This is a genomic window from Marichromatium bheemlicum, assembly GCF_012276755.1.
In the GTDB taxonomy this organism is placed as follows: domain Bacteria; phylum Pseudomonadota; class Gammaproteobacteria; order Chromatiales; family Chromatiaceae; genus Marichromatium; species Marichromatium bheemlicum.
The window spans coordinates 31,741-53,988 of record NZ_JAAXKX010000003.1; the positions used below are offsets into that span (position 1 = coordinate 31,741).

23 protein-coding genes are annotated in these 22,248 nt (G+C 67.7%); 13 read left to right on the forward strand and 10 right to left on the reverse strand.

Translation table 11 applies throughout. The features are described 5' to 3' along the window. Positions 1-122 precede the first annotated feature (122 nt). Genes HF203_RS03385 through HF203_RS03400 form a run of 4 tightly spaced genes read right to left on the reverse strand, consistent with a single transcriptional unit; the run spans position 123 to position 4,233 of the window. The gene (locus HF203_RS03385) at positions 123-1,583 is read right to left on the reverse strand and encodes a metallophosphoesterase (protein ID WP_168666586.1); all 1,461 of its coding nucleotides are present in this window, start codon (positions 1,581-1,583) and stop codon (positions 123-125) included. Beyond that, positions 1,558-2,217 (reverse strand): ATP-binding protein, encoded by a 660-nt coding sequence (locus tag HF203_RS03390; RefSeq protein ID WP_168666588.1) that lies wholly within the window; start codon positions 2,215-2,217, stop codon positions 1,558-1,560. The genes HF203_RS03385 and HF203_RS03390 overlap by 26 nt, the downstream gene beginning before the upstream one ends. 24 nt (positions 2,218-2,241) lie before the next feature. After that, entirely contained in the window at positions 2,242-3,507 is a 1,266-nt protein-coding gene (locus HF203_RS03395) for an inorganic phosphate transporter (protein ID WP_168666590.1), read from the reverse strand. A 45-nt stretch (positions 3,508-3,552) separates the two neighbouring features. Further along, a complete protein-coding gene (locus tag HF203_RS03400) occupies positions 3,553-4,233 on the reverse strand; it encodes a TIGR00153 family protein (protein WP_168666592.1) in 681 nt (226 codons plus the stop codon). Positions 4,234-4,537: 304 nt separating this feature from the next. On the opposite strand from HF203_RS03400, the gene HF203_RS03405 reads away from it, so the two are divergent. Further along, on the forward strand, positions 4,538-5,956 hold the full coding sequence (locus HF203_RS03405; protein WP_168666594.1) for a hypothetical protein: 1,419 nt from the start codon (positions 4,538-4,540) through the stop codon (positions 5,954-5,956). A 76-nt stretch (positions 5,957-6,032) separates the two neighbouring features. On the opposite strand, the gene HF203_RS03410 is transcribed toward HF203_RS03405, so the two are convergent. Both HF203_RS03410 and HF203_RS03415 read right to left on the reverse strand, forming a co-directional pair. Beyond that, positions 6,033-6,290: a hypothetical protein gene (locus HF203_RS03410; protein ID WP_168666595.1), complete on the reverse strand. Its 258-nt coding sequence runs from the start codon at positions 6,288-6,290 to the stop codon at positions 6,033-6,035. A 467-nt stretch (positions 6,291-6,757) separates the two neighbouring features. Beyond that, positions 6,758-7,471, reverse strand: coding sequence for an SDR family oxidoreductase (locus HF203_RS03415; RefSeq protein ID WP_168666597.1), 714 nt, complete (start codon positions 7,469-7,471; stop codon positions 6,758-6,760). Between the two features lie 318 nt (positions 7,472-7,789). Between HF203_RS03415 and lapB the strand changes: the two genes are divergently transcribed. The 3 genes from lapB (at position 7,790) to galU (ending at position 10,722) form a co-directional block, all read left to right on the forward strand. Next, entirely contained in the window at positions 7,790-9,013 is a 1,224-nt protein-coding gene (lapB, locus tag HF203_RS03420; protein WP_168666599.1) for a lipopolysaccharide assembly protein LapB, read from the forward strand. A 10-nt stretch (positions 9,014-9,023) separates the two neighbouring features. Next, positions 9,024-9,722, forward strand: a complete 699-nt coding sequence (gene pyrF / locus HF203_RS03425) for an orotidine-5'-phosphate decarboxylase (RefSeq protein WP_168666601.1) — start codon at positions 9,024-9,026, stop codon at positions 9,720-9,722. A gap of 121 nt (positions 9,723-9,843) precedes the next feature. Beyond that, positions 9,844-10,722: a UTP--glucose-1-phosphate uridylyltransferase GalU gene (gene galU / locus HF203_RS03430; protein WP_168666603.1), complete on the forward strand. Its 879-nt coding sequence runs from the start codon at positions 9,844-9,846 to the stop codon at positions 10,720-10,722. A gap of 598 nt (positions 10,723-11,320) precedes the next feature. Here the strand turns inward: galU and gluQRS are convergent. Together gluQRS and dksA are read right to left on the reverse strand one after the other, a co-directional pair. After that, a complete protein-coding gene (gene gluQRS, locus HF203_RS03435) occupies positions 11,321-12,220 on the reverse strand; it encodes a tRNA glutamyl-Q(34) synthetase GluQRS (RefSeq protein ID WP_168666922.1) in 900 nt (299 codons plus the stop codon). Further along, a complete protein-coding gene (gene dksA / locus HF203_RS03440) occupies positions 12,217-12,651 on the reverse strand; it encodes an RNA polymerase-binding protein DksA (RefSeq protein ID WP_168666605.1) in 435 nt (144 codons plus the stop codon). Before dksA ends, gluQRS begins: the two co-directional genes overlap by 4 nt. Before the next feature lie 209 nt (positions 12,652-12,860). Between dksA and HF203_RS03445 the strand changes: the two genes are divergently transcribed. The 5 genes from HF203_RS03445 (at position 12,861) to HF203_RS03465 (ending at position 17,644) form a co-directional block, all read left to right on the forward strand. Then, positions 12,861-13,673, forward strand: coding sequence for an HAD-IA family hydrolase (locus HF203_RS03445; protein WP_168666607.1), 813 nt, complete (start codon positions 12,861-12,863; stop codon positions 13,671-13,673). Then, entirely contained in the window at positions 13,651-14,850 is a 1,200-nt protein-coding gene (locus HF203_RS03450; protein WP_168666609.1) for an aminotransferase class I/II-fold pyridoxal phosphate-dependent enzyme, read from the forward strand. The genes HF203_RS03445 and HF203_RS03450 overlap by 23 nt, the downstream gene beginning before the upstream one ends. Before the next feature lie 70 nt (positions 14,851-14,920). Further along, complete coding sequence (zapE, locus tag HF203_RS03455) at positions 14,921-16,036, forward strand: cell division protein ZapE (RefSeq protein ID WP_168666611.1); 1,116 nt, start codon at positions 14,921-14,923, stop codon at positions 16,034-16,036. 561 nt (positions 16,037-16,597) lie between these two features. Beyond that, positions 16,598-17,344, forward strand: coding sequence for a bifunctional 2-polyprenyl-6-hydroxyphenol methylase/3-demethylubiquinol 3-O-methyltransferase UbiG (ubiG, locus tag HF203_RS03460; protein ID WP_168666613.1), 747 nt, complete (start codon positions 16,598-16,600; stop codon positions 17,342-17,344). A 108-nt stretch (positions 17,345-17,452) separates the two neighbouring features. Beyond that, positions 17,453-17,644 carry a hypothetical protein gene (locus tag HF203_RS03465; protein ID WP_168666615.1) on the forward strand — a complete coding sequence of 64 codons (192 nt, stop codon included), beginning with the start codon at positions 17,453-17,455 and terminating at the stop codon, positions 17,642-17,644. Here HF203_RS03465 and HF203_RS03470 read toward each other — a convergent pair. After that, on the reverse strand, positions 17,600-19,117 hold the full coding sequence (locus HF203_RS03470; RefSeq protein ID WP_343043874.1) for a 2Fe-2S iron-sulfur cluster-binding protein: 1,518 nt from the start codon (positions 19,115-19,117) through the stop codon (positions 17,600-17,602). The two genes, HF203_RS03465 and HF203_RS03470, sit on opposite strands and share 45 nt — an antisense overlap. A 24-nt stretch (positions 19,118-19,141) precedes the next feature. Beyond that, positions 19,142-19,420 carry a cupin domain-containing protein gene (locus HF203_RS03475; RefSeq protein ID WP_168666617.1) on the reverse strand — a complete coding sequence of 93 codons (279 nt, stop codon included), beginning with the start codon at positions 19,418-19,420 and terminating at the stop codon, positions 19,142-19,144. A gap of 116 nt (positions 19,421-19,536) precedes the next feature. On the opposite strand from HF203_RS03475, the gene pncC reads away from it, so the two are divergent. The 4 genes from pncC (at position 19,537) to HF203_RS03495 (ending at position 22,220) form a co-directional block, all read left to right on the forward strand. Further along, on the forward strand, positions 19,537-20,046 hold the full coding sequence (gene pncC, locus HF203_RS03480; protein WP_168666619.1) for a nicotinamide-nucleotide amidase: 510 nt from the start codon (positions 19,537-19,539) through the stop codon (positions 20,044-20,046). Continuing rightward, positions 19,976-20,581 (forward strand): RNA 2',3'-cyclic phosphodiesterase, encoded by a 606-nt coding sequence (gene thpR, locus HF203_RS16320; RefSeq protein WP_425483194.1) that lies wholly within the window; start codon positions 19,976-19,978, stop codon positions 20,579-20,581. Before pncC ends, thpR begins: the two co-directional genes overlap by 71 nt. Before the next feature lie 116 nt (positions 20,582-20,697). Further along, entirely contained in the window at positions 20,698-21,738 is a 1,041-nt protein-coding gene (gene recA, locus HF203_RS03490) for a recombinase RecA (RefSeq protein WP_168666623.1), read from the forward strand. Further along, entirely contained in the window at positions 21,735-22,220 is a 486-nt protein-coding gene (locus HF203_RS03495) for a regulatory protein RecX (protein WP_343043875.1), read from the forward strand. Before recA ends, HF203_RS03495 begins: the two co-directional genes overlap by 4 nt. The last annotated feature ends 28 nt before the right edge of the window (positions 22,221-22,248 follow it).

Genomic DNA, 22,248 nt, shown 5'->3' on the forward strand with positions numbered 1-22,248 from the left:
ATCGCCTGTGGGTTGGTCAGGCCGGTCATGGTGCCAGGATCGGGGTGGACGCCAGACGCTGCGCCGGCGACCCCCGCATTATGACATCTGTTTGACGGGATCGTGACGGCGCCCGGTAGGCCTCAGGCGTGGCGCGCGAAGTGGTTGTAGGCGGCCAGTAGTGGCTCGGTCGGATAGCGTAGCGGCAGCAGATGCTTGCGTCCGCGACTGATTACCCCGATCCAGTCGGGGTGGGCGCCGTAGAGCACATGGTGGTTGGCGATGCCGCCGGCGTCGAGCCAGCAGGTCTCGTCGCGTGACAGCGGGGTGTGGCCAACGATGCAGGGGGTCTGCTCGCGCACCCCGAGACAGCGGCGCAGTCGCGCCAGATCGCCGGCGCCATAGCCCTTGGGCGAGTTGTTGCGGCGCAGTCGCACATGGGTGAGTTGGTGGGCGAGGCGCGGGTGACGGGCGATCTCGACGAGCATCTGCCAGGTGCAGTGCCCGGTCGGTGGTCCGGCATGACAGGCGATGTAGCTGGGGGCCACGGCAACATAGGGCAGCAGCGCGTAGAGGCGCTGCATGGCGTCGCGATAGGCCTGGCCGCGGCTGCGGATCAGGTGCTGCTCCCAGATCAGCCCCTGGGGGATGCCGGCCTTGCTGATCTCGTCGGAGAAACTGTCGTGGTTGCCGCGCAGATAGAACACCCGGTCGGGGAAACGTACCTTGAGACGGAAGATCAGTTCCATCATCAGCACCGAGTCCTCCATCTCCGCCTCGCGCCCCGGGGCGTCGGGTTGGACCGCGTCGCCGAGCAGGATCAGCATCGCGTCACCGGCGCCGAGCGCCTCCAGGAATCCGCTCTGGGTGAGTACCACCAGCAGGTTGTCGACGCGGGCGTGGAGATCACCGACGAAGATCGGGCTGGGCCGGTCGGGTAAGGCCAGCAGGCCACCGGGTTCGCCCGCGGCGGTGTGAACCCGATAGGGTTCGGTGGCCAGCAGCGCGATCACCTGCTCGATCAAGGCCAGCGCCGCGCTGTCCGGCAGGGGTTCGAGTGGGCCGCGCAGCAGCCCGTGCAAGCGCCCGAGTTGGCGACGGCGCCAGCGGGCCATGCGCTCGCGCGCCACCCGGGCGGTCAGCGGAGCGATACAGGCCGGTGCCCGGGCCGATTTGCGTTTGAGCGCCAGCCCCTTGGGCGAGAGCTTGAGCCGCAGATGGCGGTCCTCGACCAGCTTGGGGTAGCGCAGCAGGCGGCGTTGCAGTTGGTCACGGCGACCGAGGGTGAGTGCCTCGCCGTGGTAGAGACGGAGAAAGCCGCTGATCCCGGAGAAGTACTCCTCGGGGTCGAACAGCAGATAGTCGCCGCTGGGTTGGAGTTCGGCGTTGGCGTCGAAGCGCAGCTCCGGGTAGAGGTGCAGGCGATAGCCGGGATCGGCGCCGAGTTGGATCTGTAGCGGTAGGGTCGGGGCGGGGATACGGACCTTCTCGCCGCCGAGTCGCAGCGAACCGCTGAGATCGACGTCCTCGCAGCCTTCCATCTCCTGGACCAGGCTGTGGAACTGCTGCAGGAAGGTCTTACGGGCGTTGCGTTTGGGCACCATGAGAGGAGGCTTCTGGGGTGATGGCGAGGCGTGCCGGGATCGCCAGGGCGCGCTCGCGCACGTGCACGATCATCCCGGCGTGATGGAGGATGATCGCCAGGCGCGCGCAGGTCTCGACCTGGGCGCGGATCTGTTCGGGCTCGATGTGTTGGTCGATCGGGTGGGTGCCGCGCCGCGCGCGCTCGAGGCGGTCGGCGACGATGGTCTCGGGGTCGGGGAGCAGGAACTCGAAGGCGAAGCGCCGCCGCCAGTCGATGCCGAGCAGTGAGCGCCGCGGTGGCGGGATCTGGATCTGCGTCGGGTCGAGCTGCAAGCGTTGCCAGCCCTCGAGCCAGGCGGTATCGAACAGCGCCAGCGCCTCGGGCTGGTCGACGAAGGGCAGGCCGAGATGGATCTCGCGCGGGCGTAGCGCGAGCGCGCGATCGCGCCACCAGCCCTTGTGCGAGAGATCGACATAGCCCTCGCCGGGCCAGCCGCCGAGGCGCTCGACCAGGGTGGTCTTGCCCGACCCCGGTGGGCCGGTCACCAGCAGCTGGCCGAAGCGGACCTCGGGGGAGAGCGGTACACCCCGGACATAGTACGGAGACTCGATCGGGTGCAGTGGCAGCACCAGGTTGCTGGCCCCGTCGTTCATCGTGACCGCCCCCCGGGCCTCGATTCAGCCGAAGATGCCCGCCAGGACATAGAAGAAGATCGCCGCGAGGATGGCGCCGGCGGGCAGGGTGATGATCCACGACAGCACGATGTTGCCGATCACCCGCAGGTCGAGTGCGGCGATCCCGCGTGAGAGCCCTACGCCCATCACTGCACCGACGGCGATGTGGGTGGTCGAGACCGGCAGCCCGGTCTTGGAGGCCAGCACCACCACGCTGGCCGCGGCCAGCGTGGCGCAGAAACCGCGCGTCGGGGTGAGTTCGGTGATCTTGGTGCCGATGGTCTGCATTACCCGATAGCCCATGGTCGCCAGCCCAACGACGATGCCGACACCGCCGAGGGCGAGCACCCACAGCGGCAGCGGGGCCTGGGCCATCACCTCGCCGCCGCTGTTGATGATCGCCACGATCGCCGCCAGCGGACCGATGCCGTTGGCGACATCGTTGGAGCCGTGGGCGAAGGCCATGGCGCAGGCGGTAAACAGCATCATCGGGGTGAACACCCGCTCGACGCTGGCGAAGTGGAAGCTGCGATCGGCGTTGGGGTCGACCTTGACCCGGTCGATGAGCACCTTGCCGATGGCAGCGGTGGCCAGACCGAACAAGGTGGCAGTGAACAGGGTCGCCTGTAGCGAGAGATGCAGGTCGAGGTGCTTGAGTCCCTTGAACAGGGTCACCAGACTGACGATCCAGCCGACCAGGAAGACATAGACCGGCCCCCAGCGCTTGGCCTGACGGAAGGGATCCTCGGTGTTGAGGATCAGGGTGCGGATGCTCAGCATCAGTAGCAGCGCCACGGCGCCGCCGAGCACTGGTGAGATCACCCAGCTGGCGACGATCTGGCCGATCTTGTCCCAGTGCACCGCATGGATGCCGATGCCGGCGACGGCGAAGCCGACGATGGCGCCGACGATCGAGTGGGTGGTCGAGACCGGCCAGCCACGGGTCGAGGCGATCATCAGCCAGATCGCCGCGGCGAGCAGTGCCGCGAGCATGCCGAAGACCAGTAGCTCGGGCTGGGTGGCCACCGCGCCGGCATCGATGATGCCGCTGCGGATGGTCGAGGTGACGTTGCCGCCGGCGATGAAGGCCCCGGCGAACTCGAAGATGGCGGCGATCACGATCGCCTGCTTGACGGTGATGGCCCCGGAGCCGACCGAGGTGCCCATGGCATTGGCGACGTCGTTGGCGCCGATGCCCCAGGTCATGTAGAGACCGAATACGATGGCCAGGATCAGGAAGACCGATCCCCACTCACTGATGATTTCCACGCTTCCTCCAAAACGATGCCGGATGTGGCGGCGGGTCGATGCGCATCAACGCGCGATAAGCAGTAGCAGGCGTTCGCCGACCTTCTCGGCATGATCGGCGAGGTCGCCGATGCGCTCGATCAGGCGATACCAGAACACCACCGAGACCGGGTCGAGTTCGGTCTCGTGGGCGAACAGGGTGCGGTTGAGCGAGGCAACCAGGGCGTCGGTCTCGCTCTCGATGTCGCAGAGGGTCTCGACCATCTCCTCGACCCGGGCCGCCTCGCGGCCACGGAAGCCGGTTTCGAGCAGTTCGTCGAGCTCGTCGACCACCCGCGAGGCCTGGCCGCAGGCGTCGATGCAGCGCTCGACCAGGGCCGTCAGGTCGCTCTTCATCACCGCCGGCAGGGGCATCTGGCGCTGCACCAACACCCCGGCGATCTCTTGCGCGGTGTCGGCGATGGCGTCCTGGGTCTCGAGCACCGCCAGCAGGTCACGCCGATCGACCGGCATGAACAGGCTGCGTGGCAGGCGCAGCCGGATCCGGTTCTTGGCCTGATCGGCGGCGTGCTCCTGGTCGACGATTGCGCGCTGGGCGTGCTCGAGGCGCTCCCGATCGCCCTCGATCAGGGCGGCGAACAGCTCCGGGAGCAGGGCCACGCAGGCGTCGACCAGGTGCATGTGCTCCTGCATCGGCTTGAACGGCGAACGACCGAACAGGTCGGCGATCGGGTTGCTGGGTTTCATGGCTTCATCCTCCTCGGCGGATACGGCGGGAGCGACCGGTATGGATAGGGATTGATCATGGGTCGGGTCGTACTGGTTGATCGACGACGCCCGGCACCGGTCGACGACCGGGCCGGGTGGCGACTGGACGTCGCGACCAGGATGCGTTGAGCATTGGATGACATTCAGGTTGCGGCCGGCGACATAGTGGCAAAAAACGGCAATCGGGTCGCCATCTTTTTGGTACAAGGTCGCGCATGATACCGGGCGGCGCGGCATGGGGTCGGTCGTTGCGTGCGGTCGGGGTGATGACGGAGGCGGTGCATTGAACCAGATTGCAGGCCGGTTGCGTATCGGCGAGAAGCTCGTGCTCGGTTTTGGGGCGGTGGCCCTGATCTTCCTCACGGTGATCTGGCACGATCAGCGCGAACTGCGCGCGGCGCTCGAGCAGCATCGTGCGCTGCACCTGCTCGCCGGGGCTCGTCAGGAGGCGGCCCTCGCCATCGAGCGCCACCTGATCGCGCTGCGCGATGCCGAGGCCAGGTTCCTCGTCGCGCGCGATCCGCTCCAGGCCGAGCGGGTGCGGCGCGAGGGTGCGGCGCTGCTCGACTGGGGCGCGCGGCTGGCGAGGATCGATGTCCCCGCCGAGGCCGCCGCCGTGGCCATTCGCGCCTCGCTCGGTGATTATCTGGTGCGCTTCGGCGAGGTCGAGGCCGCCTGGCACCGGCGTGGACTCGATCACGACAGCGGCCTGCAGGGTGACTTCCGCGCCAGTGCCCATGCCCTGGAGGCGCGGCTGGCGCAGTGGGCGCCGGCGCTCGAACGCGAGCTGTTGCAGTTGCGCCGGCGCGAGAAGGACTATCTGCTGCGCGGTGCCGATGGGTATGCGGTGCTGGTCGAGCACATCGCCGCCGCGCTCGCACAGGGGCTCGCCGCCGCCGCGCTGGAGACCGAGGAGCGTGTCGATCTCGAGCGCCTGCTCGAGGCCTATCTGCGTGATTTTCGCGCGCTGGTCGAACAGGACCGCGAGATCGCCCTGCTACGCGAGCAGATGGACCGTGCCGCTGCCGCCGTCACCCCGCTGGTCGAGCGCGCGTTGGCGGCGGCCCGTGCCCGGCTCGAGGAGACGGTGCAAGCGATCGATACGGCCTCGGCCGAGCGGGCGCGGCGCAACCTCTACCTGGCGCTCGCCGCCACCCTCGTCGGCACCCTGTTGGCGCTGGTGTTCACCGTACGCCTGGTGCGACCGGTGCGTGAGATGGCCGGGTTGCTCGACCGTCTGACCTATGAGAATCCGCGCCAGCGTATTCCCACCCGCCCCGGCGCCCGTGACGAGATCGACGCCATGGCCCGCTCGCTCAACACCCTGGCCGACCATCGCGCCATCTTCTCGCACTGGTGGCGTAATGCCATGGCCGAGGCGATCGCGCTGCGCGATCTGCAGTTGGCCGAGACGCCCGGGGCGGAGGATGCGGCACGTGCGCGGTTGCGCCGTGCCAATCGCGAGCGTGCCCGCCGACTGCGGGTCCTGCGTGCGCGCTGCATGCACCAGCTCGAGCGTATCCGCACCCTGGCGCGTGCCCCGGCGGCGCGCGGGCGCGCCGAGCGCGATCGCGAACGGGCGGTGTTGCGGCATGCCAGTGAATCACTGGCGACGCTGCTGCAGCTGCTCGACGATCCGCTGCCGGAGCCGCGCCGTGCCGAGGTGCCCCCGGGGAGGGGAGATGAGGGTGGTTCGTGCTGAGGCACGGCGGGCGCGTGTCTCCGAACGGCGTTGCGCCCGCCTCAGCCTCGGATCCGGAAGAAGGTGACGCGCTCGGTCAACCCCTGTGACAGCTCGTTGAGCTGATGACTGTGGGCGAAGCCCTCGTTGGCCGCCGCCGCGCCCTCGCGCGCTGGGCCAGGCGTGTGCCGGCGGTCGGTATCGGTGTCTTCGGCGAAGGGGCGAGCAGCAGCTTGCCCTCGTCGTCGAGCAGATAGAGTCGATCGAAATAGCCGAGATCGCCGAGTAGGTTGAGCAACGAATCGCGCGCCCGCTCCAGTGCCTCGCGATCGCCAGACTTGAGGGCCTGGCGCAAGGGGAACCTCACGTGGCAGTTTCGTCGATGGCATGGCGGGCGGACGGTTAACCCAACCTACGAGACTGGCTCAGTCTGTAGGTTGGGTTGCCAGCGGCAACCCAACGCCGACCTCGACGCTTGGCGCCCGCGCCCCGGTGTTGGGTTAACCGTCGACGAACGCCGCAGCTTCGTCGATGGCATGGTGGGCGGACGGTTAACCCAACCTACGAGATCAGCTCTCAGCCTCCAGCCGCCAGCCGTTGCGCAGGTGTCTGGCGGCGGTGTTTGAGGGGAGGCCGCCACTGGTGGCTGGCGGCTGACCGCTGGGGGCACTTCTCTCCTTTGCGCCCTTGGTGTCTTTGCGGTTCGAATCAGCTTCCAGCGATCAGCATCCAGCCTCCAGTCGGCGAGGCTGGTGTACGTGATCGGCGATTGACGGGCAAGACGGTATCTTTGCGGTTCATCCCCCAGCTGTCGACTGGTCGCTAACTCCGTCCATAGACCGGGATCGCTGCCCCGGTGATGGCGCGTGCGGCGGGGGAGGCGAGAAAGACGATGACCTCGGCGATCGCCGCCGGCGTGACCCAGGCGCTGGGGTCCTGGTCGGGCATGGCGGCGCGGTTCTCCGGGGTGTCGACGGTGCCGGGAAGGATGCAGTTGACGTTGATGTGCTGGTCGCGCAGCTCGGCCGAGAGGGTCTCGGTGAGCGCGATCACCGCCGCCTTGGCGGCGCTGTAGGGGCCCATGTGGGCGCCGGCGGGGCGGGCAGCGCGGGCCGAGACATTGATCATGGCGCCGCCACCCGCGGCGAGTAAGTGGGGGACGGCGGCACGCGCACTATGGAGCAGGGTGCGGGCGTTGATGTCGAGCATCCGGTCCCAGTCGGCGTCGTTGGTCTGGTGCAGCGGTCGGCCCATGGCGAAGCCGCCGGCGAGGTTGGCCAAGGTGTCGAGCCGACCGTGGCGCTCGAGCAGTTGCGCGAGGCTGGCGTGGAGTGCCGTGGGATCGAGTAGGTCGCAGGCGAGACAGTCGACGCTGGCGGTCGGTTCGAGTTCGTTGCGTGTGCGTTCGAGTGCCTCGGGGTCGCGTGCGAGCAGGGCTAGCCGCGCGCCGCGGCGTGCGAAGGCGGAGGCCGTGGCGCGGCCGAGATTGCCGGTCGCTCCTGTGATGAGGACCAGCTGTTGGTCGAGTTCGCGCATTGGGCGGACCTCCTGGTCGAGGTGTTGATGTGGCCAATCTGGGGCGGGATGGCGTGTCACGCAAGGGGTGGCGGGGTACTGGCTACGGCACGGTTCGTGCGGCTGAAGGTCTCACCCTGTTATGATTGAGCGAGTGAGCGACCGATCCGGATTACTTGGTGCCCCCCCCTTCGGCCCTTGCACGCCTGTGGTGCGAGGCGGGCGGGTAGTCATGCACGGGCCGTGCGGGGACGCTCGCCGTAGTCCCCTGCCGTGGCCGCAGTGGCGCTGCCCTTGCGTCCCTGGCGTGGCCTCGGCCCGGCTCGATGGAGTGCGCGCGTGATCGAGATCCTGTTCCTGCTGCTGCCGATCGCGGCGGCCTCTGGTTGGTGGCTGGCGCGGCGCGATCCTGCCCCGTCCGGTGCCGCTCGCCGCACCGCCTCCCCGAGCTTCCTGCGTGGCCTCAACTATCTGCTCGATGAGCAACCCGACAAGGCGCTCGATCTGTTCATCGCACTCGCCGAGGTCGACGATGAGACGGTCGAGACCCATCTCGCCCTTGGTAGCCTGTTTCGCCGGCGCGGCGAGGTCGACCGCGCGATCCGTATCCACCAGAACCTGATGGCGCGTCCCAGCCTTGACGCTGAGCAGCGTGGTTATGCCCTGCTCGAGTTGGGGCAGGATTACATGAGCGCCGGGTTGCTCGATCGGGCTGAGTTGCTGTTTCAGGAATTGGCCGGGCTGGGCCTGCACCGTCAGCGCGCCCTGGCCGGGCTGCGCGAGATCTATCAGCAGGAGCGTGACTGGGAGCGCTGTCTCGAGGTCGCCAAGCAGTTGCGCCCGGGCGGTGAGGCGGTGCTCGATGCCGAGATCGCCCATTATCACTGCGAGCTGGCCGAGGAGGCACGGCGCCAGGGGGACTGCGCACGTGCTCGTACCCAGCTGGCCCGGGCGCGTGAGATCGATCCGGCGTGCGTGCGCGCCTGCATCCTCGAGGGCCGTGCGGCACTCGAGGACGGTGAGCCGGAGCAAGCGCTGGCGTTGTTCCGAGGCTTGGTGGTGCGCCACGGCGCCTACCTCCCCGAGATCCTGCCGGCACTGATCGAGGCGCTCGAACGTGTTCCGGGCGAGGATCCGCTGCTGGTGCTCGAGGCTCTGGTCGCGCGCCATCCCAGCCCGGCGTTGGTCGTGGCACTGGCCGAGCGGATCGCGGCGACGCGCGGTCGGGGCGAGGCGCTCGATCTGCTCTGCGCGCATCTCGCCCATTTTGCCGATCTGCTCGGACTCGAACGGCTACTGGCGTTGGAGTTGAGCGCCTTGCCCGATACCGCCACGGCGCTGCGTCTCGAACGAGCGTTGGCGGTGATTCGCCATCTGGCCGCGCGCCAGCCGGCCTATCAATGCGATCATTGTGGTTTCCAGGCGCGCGCCTTGCACTGGCAGTGCCCGAGCTGCAAGCGCTGGGGCTCGGTGGTGCCAGTGCAGCCTGAGCCGCTGGTGATCGACGCCGGGCTCGAGGGTCCGCGTCTGGCCCAGACGCCGACCCATAACCCGAACCCTTGAAGGAATCCCCGTGACCCAGTCGACACCTATCATCGTGGCCCTCGATTTTCCTGCCCGCGAGCCGGCGCTCGCCCTGGTCGATCAGCTCGACCCGACGCGCTGCCGGCTCAAGGTCGGCAAGGAGCTGTTTACCCGGCTCGGGCCGGACTTCGTTGCCACCTTGCAGGCGCGCGGTTTCGAGGTCTTCCTCGATCTCAAGTTCCACGATATCCCCAACACCGTCGCCGCGGCCTGTGCCGCGGCGGCTGACCTGGGGGTCTGGATGGTCAACGTCCACGTCACCGGTGGGCGGCGCATGATCGAGACCACGCGTGAACGGCTCGACGCCCTGCCCAAGGCGCCGTTGTTGATCGGTGTGACCGTGCTCACCAGCCTCGACGGCGACGACCTGGCCGAGGTCGGCTGTCCGGGTACGCCGGGCGAGCGGGTATCGGCGCTCGCTGCACTCGGTCGCGAGGCCGGTCTCGACGGCATCGTCTGCTCACCGCGCGAGGCGGCCATGGTGCGTGCGGCGTTGGGCGAGGAGTTTGTGTTGGTCACCCCGGGGGTGCGCCCGAGCTGGGCGGCGACGGGGGACCAGAAACGGGTGATGACCCCACGCGAGGCGCTGGCCGCCGGCTCCGATTACTTGGTGATCGGTCGCCCCATCGCCGCCGCGGCCGATCCGCTGGCGGCGCTGGCGGCGATCGAACGCGAACTCGCGGACTGAACGCGGCACCTTGCTGGCGCGGGTCGAGTCCTGGTCTCCCCGTGCTGGCCGCGCGGCAGTGCACTGCCCGCGTCGAGGTGGGCCGCAACAAGCAACCCAATCGATGAGAGGAGAGGATTCGATGGCGAAGATTCACAAGGCAGTCTTTCCGGTGGCCGGTCTCGGTACCCGCTTCCTGCCGGCAACCAAGGCTAGCCCCAAGGAGATGCTGCCGATCGTGGACAAGCCACTGATCCAGTACGCCGCCGAGGAGGCCGAGGCCGCCGGCGTGGATCAGTTGGTGTTCATCACCGGTCGCCACAAGCGTTCGATCGAGGATCACTTCGACAAGGCCTTCGAACTCGAGGTCGAGCTGGCCGAGGCAGGCAAGGAGACGCTGCTCAAGGTGGTGCGCAACGTCCTCTCCGAGCGTACCTCCTGTACCTATGTCCGTCAGGCCGAGGCGCTGGGGCTGGGGCATGCCGTGCTCTGCGCCAAGCCGGTGGTCGGCAACGAGGCCTTTGCGGTGTTGCTCGCAGACGACTTGATCCGTGCCGATGAAAAGGGCGTGGTCGAGCAGATGGCCGAGGTGCACGCGCGCTACGGCTGCAGCGTGCTCAGCGTCCAGGAGGTGCCACGCGAGGAGACGCATAAGTACGGTATCGTCGAGGTCGAGTCGGGCGCCGACGGCGAGCTGCGGGTGGTCTCGATCGTCGAGAAGCCGGCGCCCGAGGACGCCCCCTCTAACCTCGCCGTGGTCGGGCGCTATCTGCTCACCCCGGCGATCTTCGACAAGCTCGAGAGCACCGGTACCGGCGCCGGCGGTGAGATCCAGCTCACCGATGCGATCTCGGCACTGCTCGCCGACGAACCGGTGATCGCCCACCCCTTCCAGGGCAAGCGCTACGACTGTGGCAGCAAGCTCGGTTACCTGGAGGCGACGGTGGAGTTCGGTCTCGATCACCCCGAACTCGGCGAGCGCTTCGCCGCCTATCTGCGCGATTTCGTCGCGCAGCAGTAGGGGGCTGGCAGGGAAATCTTTGAACCGCCAAGATACCGTCTTGCCCGTCAATCGCCGATCATGCACACCAGCCTCGCCGACTGGAGGCTGAGAGCTGATCTCGTAGGTTGGGTTAACCGTCCGCCCACCATGCCATCGACGAAGCTGCGGCGTTCGTCGACGGTTAACCCAACACCGGGGTGCGAGCGCCGAGCTTCGAGGTGTGAACCGCGAGATACCGTCTTGCTCGTCAATCGCCGATCATGCACACCAGCCTCGCCGACTGGAGGCTGGAAGCTGATCGCTGGAAGCTGATTCAAACCGCCGAGACGCCAAGAACGCAAAGGGTGAACTCAGCTATCAGCCACCATCTGGCAGTCACCAGTGAGCGGTCTGACTCGATCGTGACCATGGCTGCCAGAGTCACCGGAGGCAGGGAGGCCCGGAAGACTGCCTGCAAAGGTGACCGACAACCACAAGGCTTGATGCCTCATTCCCTTCGCGCCCTTGGAGTCTTTGCGGTTCAATTCCCCTGGCCCCTGGCCCCTGGCCCCTGGCCCCTGGCCCCTGGCCCCTGGCCCCTGGCCCCTGGCCCCTGGCCCCTGGCCCCTGGTCGCTGTCACTGATCCGCTGGCAGCGGTGCGCTGCGCGTCGGCGGGACGCGTTCGATGCGCCAGTGTGTGATGGCGTGCTCCCAGAAGCGCTGCAGGGTGCAATCCGGCGGCGGGGGCGGTTGGCCGAGGAAGGCCCAGGCGCGATGCAGCGCCGGGAGTGGGGCGGCGGGATCGACCGGGGCGGCGGCGAGACGCTTGCTGAGCTTGCGCCCTTCGGGGTCGAGCACCAGCGGGAGATGGGCGTAGTGCGGCAGGGGTAGGCCCAGTGCGCGTTGCAGCCAGATCTGGCGGGGCGTGGAGTCGAGCAGATCGGCGCCACGCACCACCTGGTCGATCCCCTGCCAGGCGTCATCGACCACCACCGCGAGCTGATAGGCATGGATGGCGTCGGCACGGTGCAATACGAAATCGCCGACCTCACGCTCGAGGTGCTGTGAGCGCCGGCCGAAGACCCGGTCGTCGAACGCAATGACGGCCTCGTCGGTGCGCATGCGGATGGTCCGTGGCGTGCGTCCGGGGGGGAGCCCGGCGCGGCAGGTGCCGGGATAGATGGTGCCTTCGCTGCCGCGGTGGCCGTGGCGCGCGACCTCGGCGCGGCTGCAGCCGCAGGGGTAGGTCAGCCCGCGTGCGGCGAGCTGGGCGAGCGCAGCGTCATAGGCGGCGAGGCGGTCGTGCTGGTAGCACACCGGGCCGTCATGATGCATGCCGAAGGCGGCAAGGGTGTCGAGGATGGCCTGGGCCGCCCCCGCGACCTCGCGCGGGCGGTCGAGGTCCTCGATGCGTACCAGCCACTCGCCGCCGTGGGCGCGTGCATCGGCATGGCTGGCCACCGCGGTGACCAGCGAGCCGAAGTGTAGCGGGCCTGTGGGGGAGGGGGCGAAACGCCCCCGATAGCCGGCGATCAGCCGCGCTGACGCTCGCGGATCTCGTCGAGCGTCTTGCAGTCGATGCAGAGTGTGGCAGTTGGCCGGGCCTCGAGCCGGCGGATGCCGATCTCGACGCCACAGGCGTCACAGAAGCCGTACTCGTGCTCGTCGAGTCGGGTCAGCGCCTCGTCGATCTTCTTGATCAGCTTGCGCTCGCGATCGCGGGTGCGCAGCTCGAGGCTGAACTCCGACTCCTGGGTGGCGCGGTCGTTGGGATCCGGGAAGTTGGTCGCTTCGTCCTGCATGTGATGCACGGTGCGGTCGACCTCTTCCATCAGCGACCGTTTCCAGGCCAGGAGGATGGCACGGAAGTGCGTCTCCTGCTCGGGGCTCATGTACTCCTCGTCGCTCGCGGCTTCATAGGGTTCGAAACCGAACGCCTTAGCGTCTTGTGCTCTTGCTTCGGCCATGGATGTGCTCCCGAAGGCTCTTCTCGTGGGTGTCCGGCGACCCGGTCCATTCCGGACCTGTTCGCGAAAAACGCCCTTAAGTACCAGATCCCCGCGCGGTGGGCAACTTATCGTGAGATGTTTGGCAATGCGCGAAGGTGTCCAAATCGGCTAATCTGGAAGGCTTGCCGTATTCCGGTGTCCTTTGCAAGCGCGACAGGAGGTCGAGCATGTATCCGTTCGAGGCGATCATCTGTGATGTCGATGGCACCCTGGCCGACACCGAGCGGGATGGCCATCGGTGCGCCTTCAACGCCGCCTTCGCTGCGGCGGGTCTGGACTGGCATTGGGACGTCGAGACCTACGGCCGATTGTTGGCGGTGACCGGGGGGCGCGAGCGTGTGGCGGCCTTCATCGCCGAGTATCGGCCGGCGTTACCACCGGGGTGCGAGGTCGGTGTGCTCGCCGAGCGACTGCATCGGGCCAAGTCGCGCCACTATGCCGCGTTGCTCGCGGCCGGAACGATCGGGTTACGCCCCGGGGTGCTGCGGTTGTTGCGCGCGGCCCGCACGGCGGGTATCCGGCTGGCGATCGCGACCACCTCGAGCCCGGAGAATGTGCAGGCGCTGCTCGCGCATGCCGGTGAGCCGGGGCTGGCCGATTGGTTCGAGGTGATCGCCGCCGGCGACATGGTCGCGCACAAGAAACCGGCCCCGGATGTCTATCGACTGGTGCTCGAGCGGCTCGGGCTCGGTCCGGAGCGCTGCGTGGTGCTGGAGGACTCGGCCCCAGGGCTACAGGCGGCGCGCGCCGCCGGACTCGAGGCGGTGCTGGTCACCGTCAACGACTATACGCGGGGGCAGGCGCTCACGGACGCGGCCCTGGTGGTCGATGGGCTCGGCGAACCCGGTGCGCCCGTCACCGTGCTGTACGGCCGGCTCGGCGAGCCTACCCATGTCGATCTCGCGGTGCTCGCGACGCTCTGTCGCGAGCGCGATCCTCAACCCATACAGATGACTGATGCACACCACAGAACAACCTAGATTGGCCCCGCGCGCCTGTGCGGTCGAACCCTTCCACGTCATGCGCCTGCTCGAGCGGGCCAAGACCCTCGAGGCCGAGGGGCGCTCGATCATCCATCTCGAGGTCGGTGAGCCCGATTTCCCCACCCCTGAGCCGATCCTCGCCGCGGCGCGTGCCGCGCTGGAGGACGGTGCCGTGCACTACACCCCGGCCGCGGGCCTGCCGCAGTTGCGCGAGCGCCTGTCGCGCTATTACGCCGAGCGTTATGGCGCCCGTGTCGGGGCCGACCGCATCCTGGTCACGCCCGGGGCCTCGGGGGCCATCCAGCTGGTGTTCCAGGCACTGCTCGAGCCCGGTGACGAGGTGCTGATCTGCGATCCCTCCTATCCCTGTTACCGTCAGGTGTTGCGGCTGCTCGGGGTGGAGCCGCGCGCGGTGGCGGTCGAGGCCGCCGACGACTTCCAGCTCAGCGCGGCGCGGGCCGAGGCGGCCTGGACACCGCGGGTGCGGGCGCTGATCGTGGCCTCGCCGGCGAATCCGAGCGGCACCCTGCTCGGGCGCGAGCAGCTCGCCGAACTGCTCGCCTTCTGTCGCGCCAAGGGGATCGCACTGATCGTTGACGAGATCTATCAGGGACTGGTCTATGATGCCCATGATTACACCGCGCTCGAGCAGGCCGACGATGTCTATGTCGTCAACAGCTTCTCCAAGTACTTCGGCATGACTGGTTGGCGGCTTGGTTGGGTGGCGGCGCCGCGGGCGGCGATCGAGGTGATGGAGCGGATGGCGCAGAACCTGTTCATCGCGCCTAACACCCCGGCACAGCATGCCGCGCTCGCCGCCTTCGAGCCTGCCACCCTGGAACTCCTCGAGCAGCGGCGTGCGTGCTTCCGCGAGCGCCGCGATGCCCTGCTCTCTGGGCTACGTCGACTCGGTTTCGGGATCGACGGCGAGCCCAAGGGCGCCTTCTATCTCTATGCCCGGCTGCCGGAGCAGGTGGGGATGGACTCGATGCGGTTCGCCACCACCATGCTCGAAGAGGTCGGGGTGGCGGCGACCCCGGGGCACGATTTCGGTAGCCATGGCGCCGAGCGTCACGTGCGCTTCGCCTACACCTGCGACCTGCCGGTGATCGACGAGGCGCTCGGGCGCATCGACCGCTTCCTGGCGCAGTGCCGGGAGTCGGGCGCACGTTGAGCGTCGCCGCGATGCGGGGTTACGGCCCCGCATGATCCATCCTTCACCAGCCAGTTGCGAGAGACCTGTCTTGACCGCTTCAGCCCCATCCTCCACCGATCGATCGAGTTTCCAACCACGCGACCCGGCGCAGCGTGAGGCGCACGCGCGCCTGCTTGCGCTGCACCAGGCGCTCGAGCGCGCGCCGGCCCCTGGTCGCGGGCTGCTCGGCCGGGTGCGGCGCCGTCTCGGTGGCGAGGTGACGCCAGTGCGCGGGCTCTATTTCTGGGGTGGTGTGGGGCGCGGCAAGACCCACTTGATGGACTGGTTCGTCGAAGGGTTGGACCTGCCGGGCAAACGGCGCATGCACTTCCATCACTTCATGCGCGAGGTGCATGGTCATCTGGCACGGCTGCCGCGTCAGGCCGATCCGCTCGACCGGGTCGCCGAGCTGATGTGTCGTGATCTGCGGGTGCTCTGCCTCGACGAGTTCCTGGTCACCGACATCACCGATGCGATGCTGCTCTACGGTCTGCTCAAGGCGATGTTCGCCCGCGGCGTGACCCTGGTGACGACCTCCAACACCCCCCCCGACGACCTCTATCGCAATGGTCTGCAGCGCCAGTCCTTCCTCCCGGCGATCGACCTGATCAAGCGCCATACCGATGTCTTCGAGCTCGATGGCGGCCAGGACTACCGGCTGCAAACGTTGATGCGCGAGGGCGTTTATACGCTCACCGCCGAGGGTGGGGATGCGCGGCTGGCGGCCGACTTCGACGAACTCAGCGGCGGGCACCGGGTCGCCGCCGCCTGGCTCGAGGTCAATGGGCGCACGGTCGAGGCGCGCGCGCTCGGTAGCAACGTCGCCTGGTTCGACTTCGATGCGCTCTGTGCCACCCCGCGCTCCACCGCCGACTACATCGAGATCGCCCGCGACTACCTCACCGTGTTGATCTCCGGGGTGCCACAGCTCGGTCCCGGCTGCGACGCCGCGGCGCGGCGCTTCCTGCACCTGGTCGACGAGCTCTACGACCGCCGGGTCAAGCTGGTGCTCTCGGCCGAAGTGTCACTCGATCGGCTTTATGCCGGCGGCATGACCGACTTCGCCCATGCCCGCCTGCTCAGCCGCCTGCAGGAGATGCAGTCGGTCGAGTACCTGGCTGCCGCGACCGCCGCCGAGTCCGAGCCGGACAGCGTCGCGGCCTGATTGCCGCCAGCCGCTAGCTACCAGCCGTTACGCAGGAAAGACTTAAACCGCAAAGACGCCAAGAGCGCGAAGGGTGAGGGCTCGAGTCTTTCGGTTCTCGGTCGCCTTGGCATCCAGGCCTACGGTGAGTCTGGCAGCCGTGGTTGCGGTCGAGTAACGCCATCGCTACCTACGGTGGCTGGTAGATGGCCCTCTTCCCCTCTTGGCGCCCTTGGCGTCTTGTATCTTCGCGGTTCAACCCGCTGGCGGCCGCCTGGTGGCGATGTTGGGTTGCCCGTCCTGGAGTCCCAAGGATTCGTCGATCGGTAGTGTATGGGCAACCCAACCTACGGGCTGGAGGCTGGTCGCTGAAGGCTTTTCTCCCCTTTGCGCGCTTCGTGTCTTCGCGGTTCAAACCAGCATCCAGCCTCCAGTCGGGGAGGCTGGTGTGCATGATCGGCGATTGACGGGCAAGACGGTATCTTGGCGGTTCAATCCCTGTTAGCTTGCCTCTGCGGGCTTGAATCCGTCATGATCGACTCCATTGGATGTCAATTAACCGGTATTCCAGGGAGTTCGCCGATGCCCACCGCCCATCTCACCGCCCCGAGCGTCGATCCCGAGGAGCTTGCCTACTACGAGCGACTGGCGCATCGCTGGTGGGATGCCGAGGGCCCCTTCTGGCCGCTGCACCGGCTCAATGCCTTTCGGGTCGGCTATATCCGCGAACGCCTGGCTGGGGTGTTCGGACGTGATGCGCGCGATGCGCGCCCGTTCGCCGGGCTACGGGTGCTCGATATCGGTTGTGGCGGCGGCATCCTCAGCGAGTCGATGGTGGCGCTCGGCGCTGAGGTCACCGGGATCGACATCACCGAGAAGACCCTGAAGGTTGCGCGCATGCACGCCGAGGAGGCGGGGCTTGCGATCGACTATCGGTTGGCGAGTGCTGCCGAGATGCGCGCCACGGGCGTGACCTTCGATGTGGTGCTCAACATGGAGGTACTCGAACACGTCGAACGCCTGCCCGACTTCCTCGCCGACAGCGCCGAGCTGGTGCGCCCTGGTGGGGTGATGCTGGTCTCGACCATCAATCGCACCCCGGCCGCCTGGCTGATGGCGATCATCGGCGCCGAATACGTGTTGCGCTGGCTGCCGCGAGGAACCCACCGTTATCGCAAGCTGGTCCGCCCGGAGGAGGTGCGTGTCGGGCTCGGTGCGGGCTTCGAGCTGCTGCATCGGACCGGGGTGCGGGTCAACCCCTTCACCCGCGCCTTCTCCTTCACGCGTTGGCTGGGGGTCAACTACATGATGTTGTTGCAGCGCCATTGAGGCGGGCTCGCCTCTGGGTTCGTGCTGCATCAGCAGCCCCGACGAGTGGGGCGAGATGAGTCGACGGAGTTCGGCAATACCATAAAACTGCTCACAGCGAGGGAAGTGATGAGTGAGAACAGACGGGAGTTCGATCGATGGGTTGCGGGCATCAGCCGCGGGGGACTCGGCCATGTCTATGTCCGGCTCTACCAGGATGCCCCGACCTGGGTGCGTGACATGGCGGTGAACCGCTACGGCAAGGGCACGGTGTTTCTACCCGCGCCGCGGGGACGCACCGCGCCCCAGGTCGCCGCCTGAGGGCGGCGGCGTCTCCACTGCGGGTAGTGGTTCGGCGGTGAGCTGGGCTGGGCTCAGGCCGCCGGCGATGAGCGCCTGACGCAGTGCCGTGATCTGGTGTCGGGGACCGGCGAGGTAGTAGTGCTGATCCTCGCGTGGTCGATGTGCGTGCAGGATTTGCGCGCCAAGCCGTGTCGCCGGCGTGGCGCCGAGCAGGGTATAGGTGAAGTCGTCCAATGCATCGCCGAGGGCGCGCGCCCAGTGCGCCAGATAGTGCCCCTCGGGGGTGCCCGTCTCCCAGTAGAGGCGATAACGGTCGATCTCATCGATGGCGATGGCCTGTTCGATCAGGCTACGGATCGGGGCGATGCCGTCGCCACAGGCGATGAAGATCGCCGTCTCGGTGGCTGTTGTCGTGAGGCCGAAATCGCCATGGGGGCCTTCCAGCTCGAGCCGTTGGCCGGGTGCCAGACGCCCGGCGAAGAGGGCGCAGGCGAGGGGGTCGTCGCCGGCCCGGACCAAGAACCGCAGGTTGCGTCCGTCACAGGGACAACTGGCGATTGGCAGTTCGCTCAATGGCTCGTCCGGGCGCCCGAGCCGGGCACGTTGGCCGGCAACGAAGCGCAGCACCTGGTTGCGCGGCGTCTGGATCTGGAGCATGAGCAGTGTCGGTCCGAGCCTCTCGATGCGGCGCACGTTGGCGCGGATGCGTTGCAGCGGCAGCTCCGCGCCCGAGCGTGCCTCGCCGACCTCCAGGGTGAGGTCGGTGAGCGCGGTATGGGCGCAGGTGAGTAGATAGCCGAGTCGGCGCTCGCGTGCCCCGATCGGGTAGTCGTGGGCGCGGATCTGACGGGTCTCGCCGCTGACCAGTCGCGCCTTGCAGCCGCCACAGTTGCCGCTGGCACAGCCGTGTTCGAGATGAATGCCGGCGCGCACCGCAGCCTCGAGCAGCGACTCCTCTCCCTCCACCAGAAAACTGTGTCCACTGGGGATCAGCCGGACCCGGGCGGCCAAGGTGCGCGCCGGTGCCGAGCGCTCCTCGGGCGTCTCGTTGAGGGGCAGTGCGGCGCGTGCCTCGGCGAGCCAGTGGCCGAGGGCCGCGAGTGCCGTGGGCAGCGTGGCGGGGTCGCTGGTGGAGAGCGCCGCGATCCGGTTGGCGACCTGCTCCATCAGCCCGCGCGCGGCCTCTCCGGCCTCGATCTCGCGCGCTAGTGCCGCGCTCAGACGGCGTGCCTGCTCGAGCAGGACTCGTGCGTCGGGCAGCGCGACCGGTTCGGGTTCGAGCCTGGGGCGGGCGTTGTCTGCGATCTCGCGGACCTGTTCGAGCGCGCCTTCGTGTTCGAGGCTGACGCTGGGGTAGAGCCGTAGTAGATCGTGTACGGCCACCTCGCCCTCGAAGGTCATCAGCTCGCCGTGGCGGATACGCCGCTGCAGCTCGCCGCGACTGACCCCGGCCAGTCGCGCGGCGCGGGAGAGTGTCAGATAGGTGGTCACGGGTCGACCTCCGCGGTGCTCGGTTCACTCGAGCAGGTAGTGTTTCTCCACGGCTTCGATGACCTCCCAGGTGCAGGCGAGTCCGGCGGGGAAGCGGATCAGGTCGCCGCGACCGAATTCATGCGGAGTCCCTCCCCGGGGAGTGACGCGCAAGCGCCCCCGCACGATGTAACAGGTCTCTTGCTGGCGATAGTGGCAAGGAAAGGTCGAGGGGGCACGCCGCGATGTCGGCCAGTGCTCGACGCCCATGACCTCGAGCTTGGCAGGGGTGGGGCGTTCGTGGTGGATGTCGAGTTCGTCCATTGCTCGGTGGGTCCATGACAGTGCTGATCTCGAGGGTAGAGTCTGAGGTCGGTGGGCGCCGCTTTCCAGCCCCATAAGGATTGCCCGGGACGCTGAGCTGGGCGACACTGCGTGTCATGGACGATGTGAATGATGTGCCCTCACTGGACATGCTTGCCCAGCGTCTTGGCGAGGCCCTGCGGGCGCGTGATTGGCGTCTGGCCACGGCCGAGTCCTGTACCGGTGGTTGGGTGGCGAAGGTGATGACCGATGTCGCCGGCAGCAGTGCCTGGTTCGAGCGCGGTTTCGTCACCTATTCCAATGACGCCAAGCGCGAGCTGCTCGGGGTCTCGGACGACGCGCTCGAGCGCTATGGCGCGGTGAGCGAGCGGGTGGTCGCCGAGATGGTCAGCGGCGCCCTGGCCAACAGCCGGGCCGAGGTGGCAGTGGCGGTGAGCGGTATCGCTGGTCCTGGGGGCGGTAGCGCCGATAAGCCGGTGGGGACGGTGTGGTTCGCCTGGGGCTTCCCGGGGGAGGGGCCGACGGCGCGTTGTCTGTGCTTTGCCGGGGGACGTGATGCGGTGCGCGAACAGGCGGTGCGCGCGGCGCTGCTCGGGCTGCTCGGTGGGCTCGGGGCCGGTGGTTGATCGCTGGTTCTTCGCGCTCTGGCCGCCGCCGGCGCTGCGCCGGGCGCTGTGCGAACGGATGCCGGGTTGGTTGCCGCCGGGTGGTCGACTGGCCCACGGCGAGGATCTGCACCTGACGCTGGTCTTTCTCGGTGCCTTGACCCCGTCGCAACGTGACCCTGTGATTGCGGCGGCCGATCGGGTTGCCGGTGCCCCCTTCGAGTTGGTGTTGCGGTGCTTGGGTCATTTCCCCCGCGTCGGCGTGGCCTGGTGTGGCCCGGAGCCGGAGCCATCAGCCTTGCTGCAACTGCACCAGGCACTGGTTGCGCTCCAGCATGAGTGTAGGCTCCCCCTGGAACGACGCCCCTATCGCCCGCATCTGACGTTGGCGCGGCGCAGTGGTGCGCCGGCGGCAAACTTTGGTTCGCCGCTCTCATGGTCGGTGGGTGATTTCGTCCTCGCCCGGAGCGTCCCGGGCCATCTCCCGCGTTATCGGGTCGAGCGGCGTTGGCCGCTGCGTCCTGGCTATGACTTGGGCCCATCGCCTATGCAATAATCGCGGGTAATTCGTGCGCTCCGCCCGAGACATCATCAGGGGATTCACTCGATACGCGCCCGTCCCGCAGGGCGACGTGCGGCGGACCGCTGCGCTCAAGCATTGACGGAGATCCAATGGACGACAATCGCAAGAAGGCGTTGGCAGCTGCGCTGACCCAGATCGAGAAACAGTTCGGCAAGGGCTCGGTGATGCGCATGGGCGATGCCGGCGCGGTGCGTAACATCGAGGCGGTCTCCACCGGCTCACTGGGGCTGGATATCGCCCTCGGTATCGGTGGCCTGCCCAAGGGGCGGGTGGTGGAGATCTATGGTCCCGAGTCCTCGGGCAAGACCACGCTTACCCTGCACGTGGTCGCCGAGGTACAGAAGCGCGGTGGCACGGCGGCCTTCGTCGATGCCGAGCACGCGCTCGATCCGGTCTATGCCGAGAAGCTCGGGGTGCAGATGGAGGACCTGTTGGTCTCGCAGCCCGACACCGGTGAACAGGCGCTCGAGATCACCGACATGCTGGTACGCTCGGGTGCGGTCGACGTGGTGATCGTCGACTCGGTCGCCGCGCTCACCCCCAAGGCCGAGATCGAGGGCGAGATGGGTGATTCGCACGTCGGTCTGCAGGCCCGGCTGATGTCGCAGGCGCTGCGCAAGCTCACCGGCAACATCAAACGCTCCAACTGCCTGGTCGTCTTCATCAACCAGATCCGTATGAAGATCGGGGTGATGTTCGGCTCGCCCGAGACCACTACCGGTGGTAACGCGCTCAAGTTCTACTCCTCGGTGCGACTCGACATCCGTCGTATCGGCAGCCTCAAGAAGGGCGATGAGGTGGTCGGCAGCGAGACCAAGGTCAAGGTGGTCAAGAACAAGGTCGCGCCGCCGTTCAAGCAGGTCGAGTTCGACATCCTCTACGGCCAGGGGATCTCGCGTGAGGGTGAGATCATCAGCCTGGGCGTGGCCGAGGGCATCGTCGACAAGTCCGGTGCCTGGTACAGTTACGCGGGCAACCGCATTGGTCAGGGCAAGGACAACGTCCGTAACTTCCTCTGCGAGAACCCGGAGATGGCCCAAGAGATCGAAGCGAAGATCCGTGCCAAGTTGCTGCCCCAGCCGAGTGACGCAGTGGCCGAGACGGAGGCTGGCGCCCCGGCGGAGGATTGACCCTGGACGACCACCCCGCTAGTACGTCCGTTGCCCCTGAGCAGCTCGTCGAGCTCGAGCAGGTAGCATTGCGCCTGCTTGCCATGCGCGAGCACGCCCGGCTTGAGCTGACCCGCAAGCTGACCGCGCGCGGTTTTCCCGCCCCGGCGATCGATGTCGTGCTCGATCGCCTCGAGGCCGAGGGCGCGCTCGACGAGACGCGTCTGGTCGAGCGCTATGTCGCCGAGCGGGTGGAGAAGGGCTTCGGGCCGCTACGTATCCGGGCCGAGTTGAACGACAAGGGTGTCGCCGATGCCTTGATCGAACCCCAGTTGCGCCACCTGCGCGAGGCGTGGCCGGAGCATCTTGCCGCGCTCCATGCGCGTCGCTTCGGTGACACCCCCCCCGCCGACCGTGCCAGCTATGCCAAGCGCGCGCGCTTCCTGGCGCGGCGCGGTTTCCCCACGGACATGATCCGGCGCCTGCTGCGCTGGAACGACTGACCGAACCGCCCGCGCGGTTCATTCGAGA

Bases quoted from the DNA above. Each gene is read 5' to 3' on its own strand.
- HF203_RS03385 (WP_168666586.1), bottom strand. From the start codon at position 1,583: ATGGTGCCCAAACGCAACGCCCGTAAGACCTTCCTGCAGCAGTTCCAC.
- HF203_RS03390 (WP_168666588.1), bottom strand. From the start codon at position 2,217: ATGAACGACGGGGCCAGCAACCTGGTGCTGCCACTGCACCCGATCGAG.
- HF203_RS03400 (WP_168666592.1), bottom strand. From the start codon at position 4,233: ATGAAACCCAGCAACCCGATCGCCGACCTGTTCGGTCGTTCGCCGTTC.
- HF203_RS03415 (WP_168666597.1), bottom strand. From the start codon at position 7,471: ATGCGCGAACTCGACCAACAGCTGGTCCTCATCACAGGAGCGACCGGC.
- galU (WP_168666603.1), top strand. From the start codon at position 9,844: ATGGCGAAGATTCACAAGGCAGTCTTTCCGGTGGCCGGTCTCGGTACC.
- dksA (WP_168666605.1), bottom strand. From the start codon at position 12,651: ATGGCCGAAGCAAGAGCACAAGACGCTAAGGCGTTCGGTTTCGAACCC.
- HF203_RS03445 (WP_168666607.1), top strand. From the start codon at position 12,861: ATGTATCCGTTCGAGGCGATCATCTGTGATGTCGATGGCACCCTGGCC.
- HF203_RS03450 (WP_168666609.1), top strand. From the start codon at position 13,651: ATGCACACCACAGAACAACCTAGATTGGCCCCGCGCGCCTGTGCGGTC.
- ubiG (WP_168666613.1), top strand. From the start codon at position 16,598: ATGCCCACCGCCCATCTCACCGCCCCGAGCGTCGATCCCGAGGAGCTT.
- HF203_RS03465 (WP_168666615.1), top strand. From the start codon at position 17,453: ATGAGTGAGAACAGACGGGAGTTCGATCGATGGGTTGCGGGCATCAGC.
- HF203_RS03475 (WP_168666617.1), bottom strand. From the start codon at position 19,420: ATGGACGAACTCGACATCCACCACGAACGCCCCACCCCTGCCAAGCTC.
- pncC (WP_168666619.1), top strand. From the start codon at position 19,537: ATGGACGATGTGAATGATGTGCCCTCACTGGACATGCTTGCCCAGCGT.
- thpR (WP_425483194.1), top strand. From the start codon at position 19,976: ATGCGGTGCGCGAACAGGCGGTGCGCGCGGCGCTGCTCGGGCTGCTCG.
- recA (WP_168666623.1), top strand. From the start codon at position 20,698: ATGGACGACAATCGCAAGAAGGCGTTGGCAGCTGCGCTGACCCAGATC.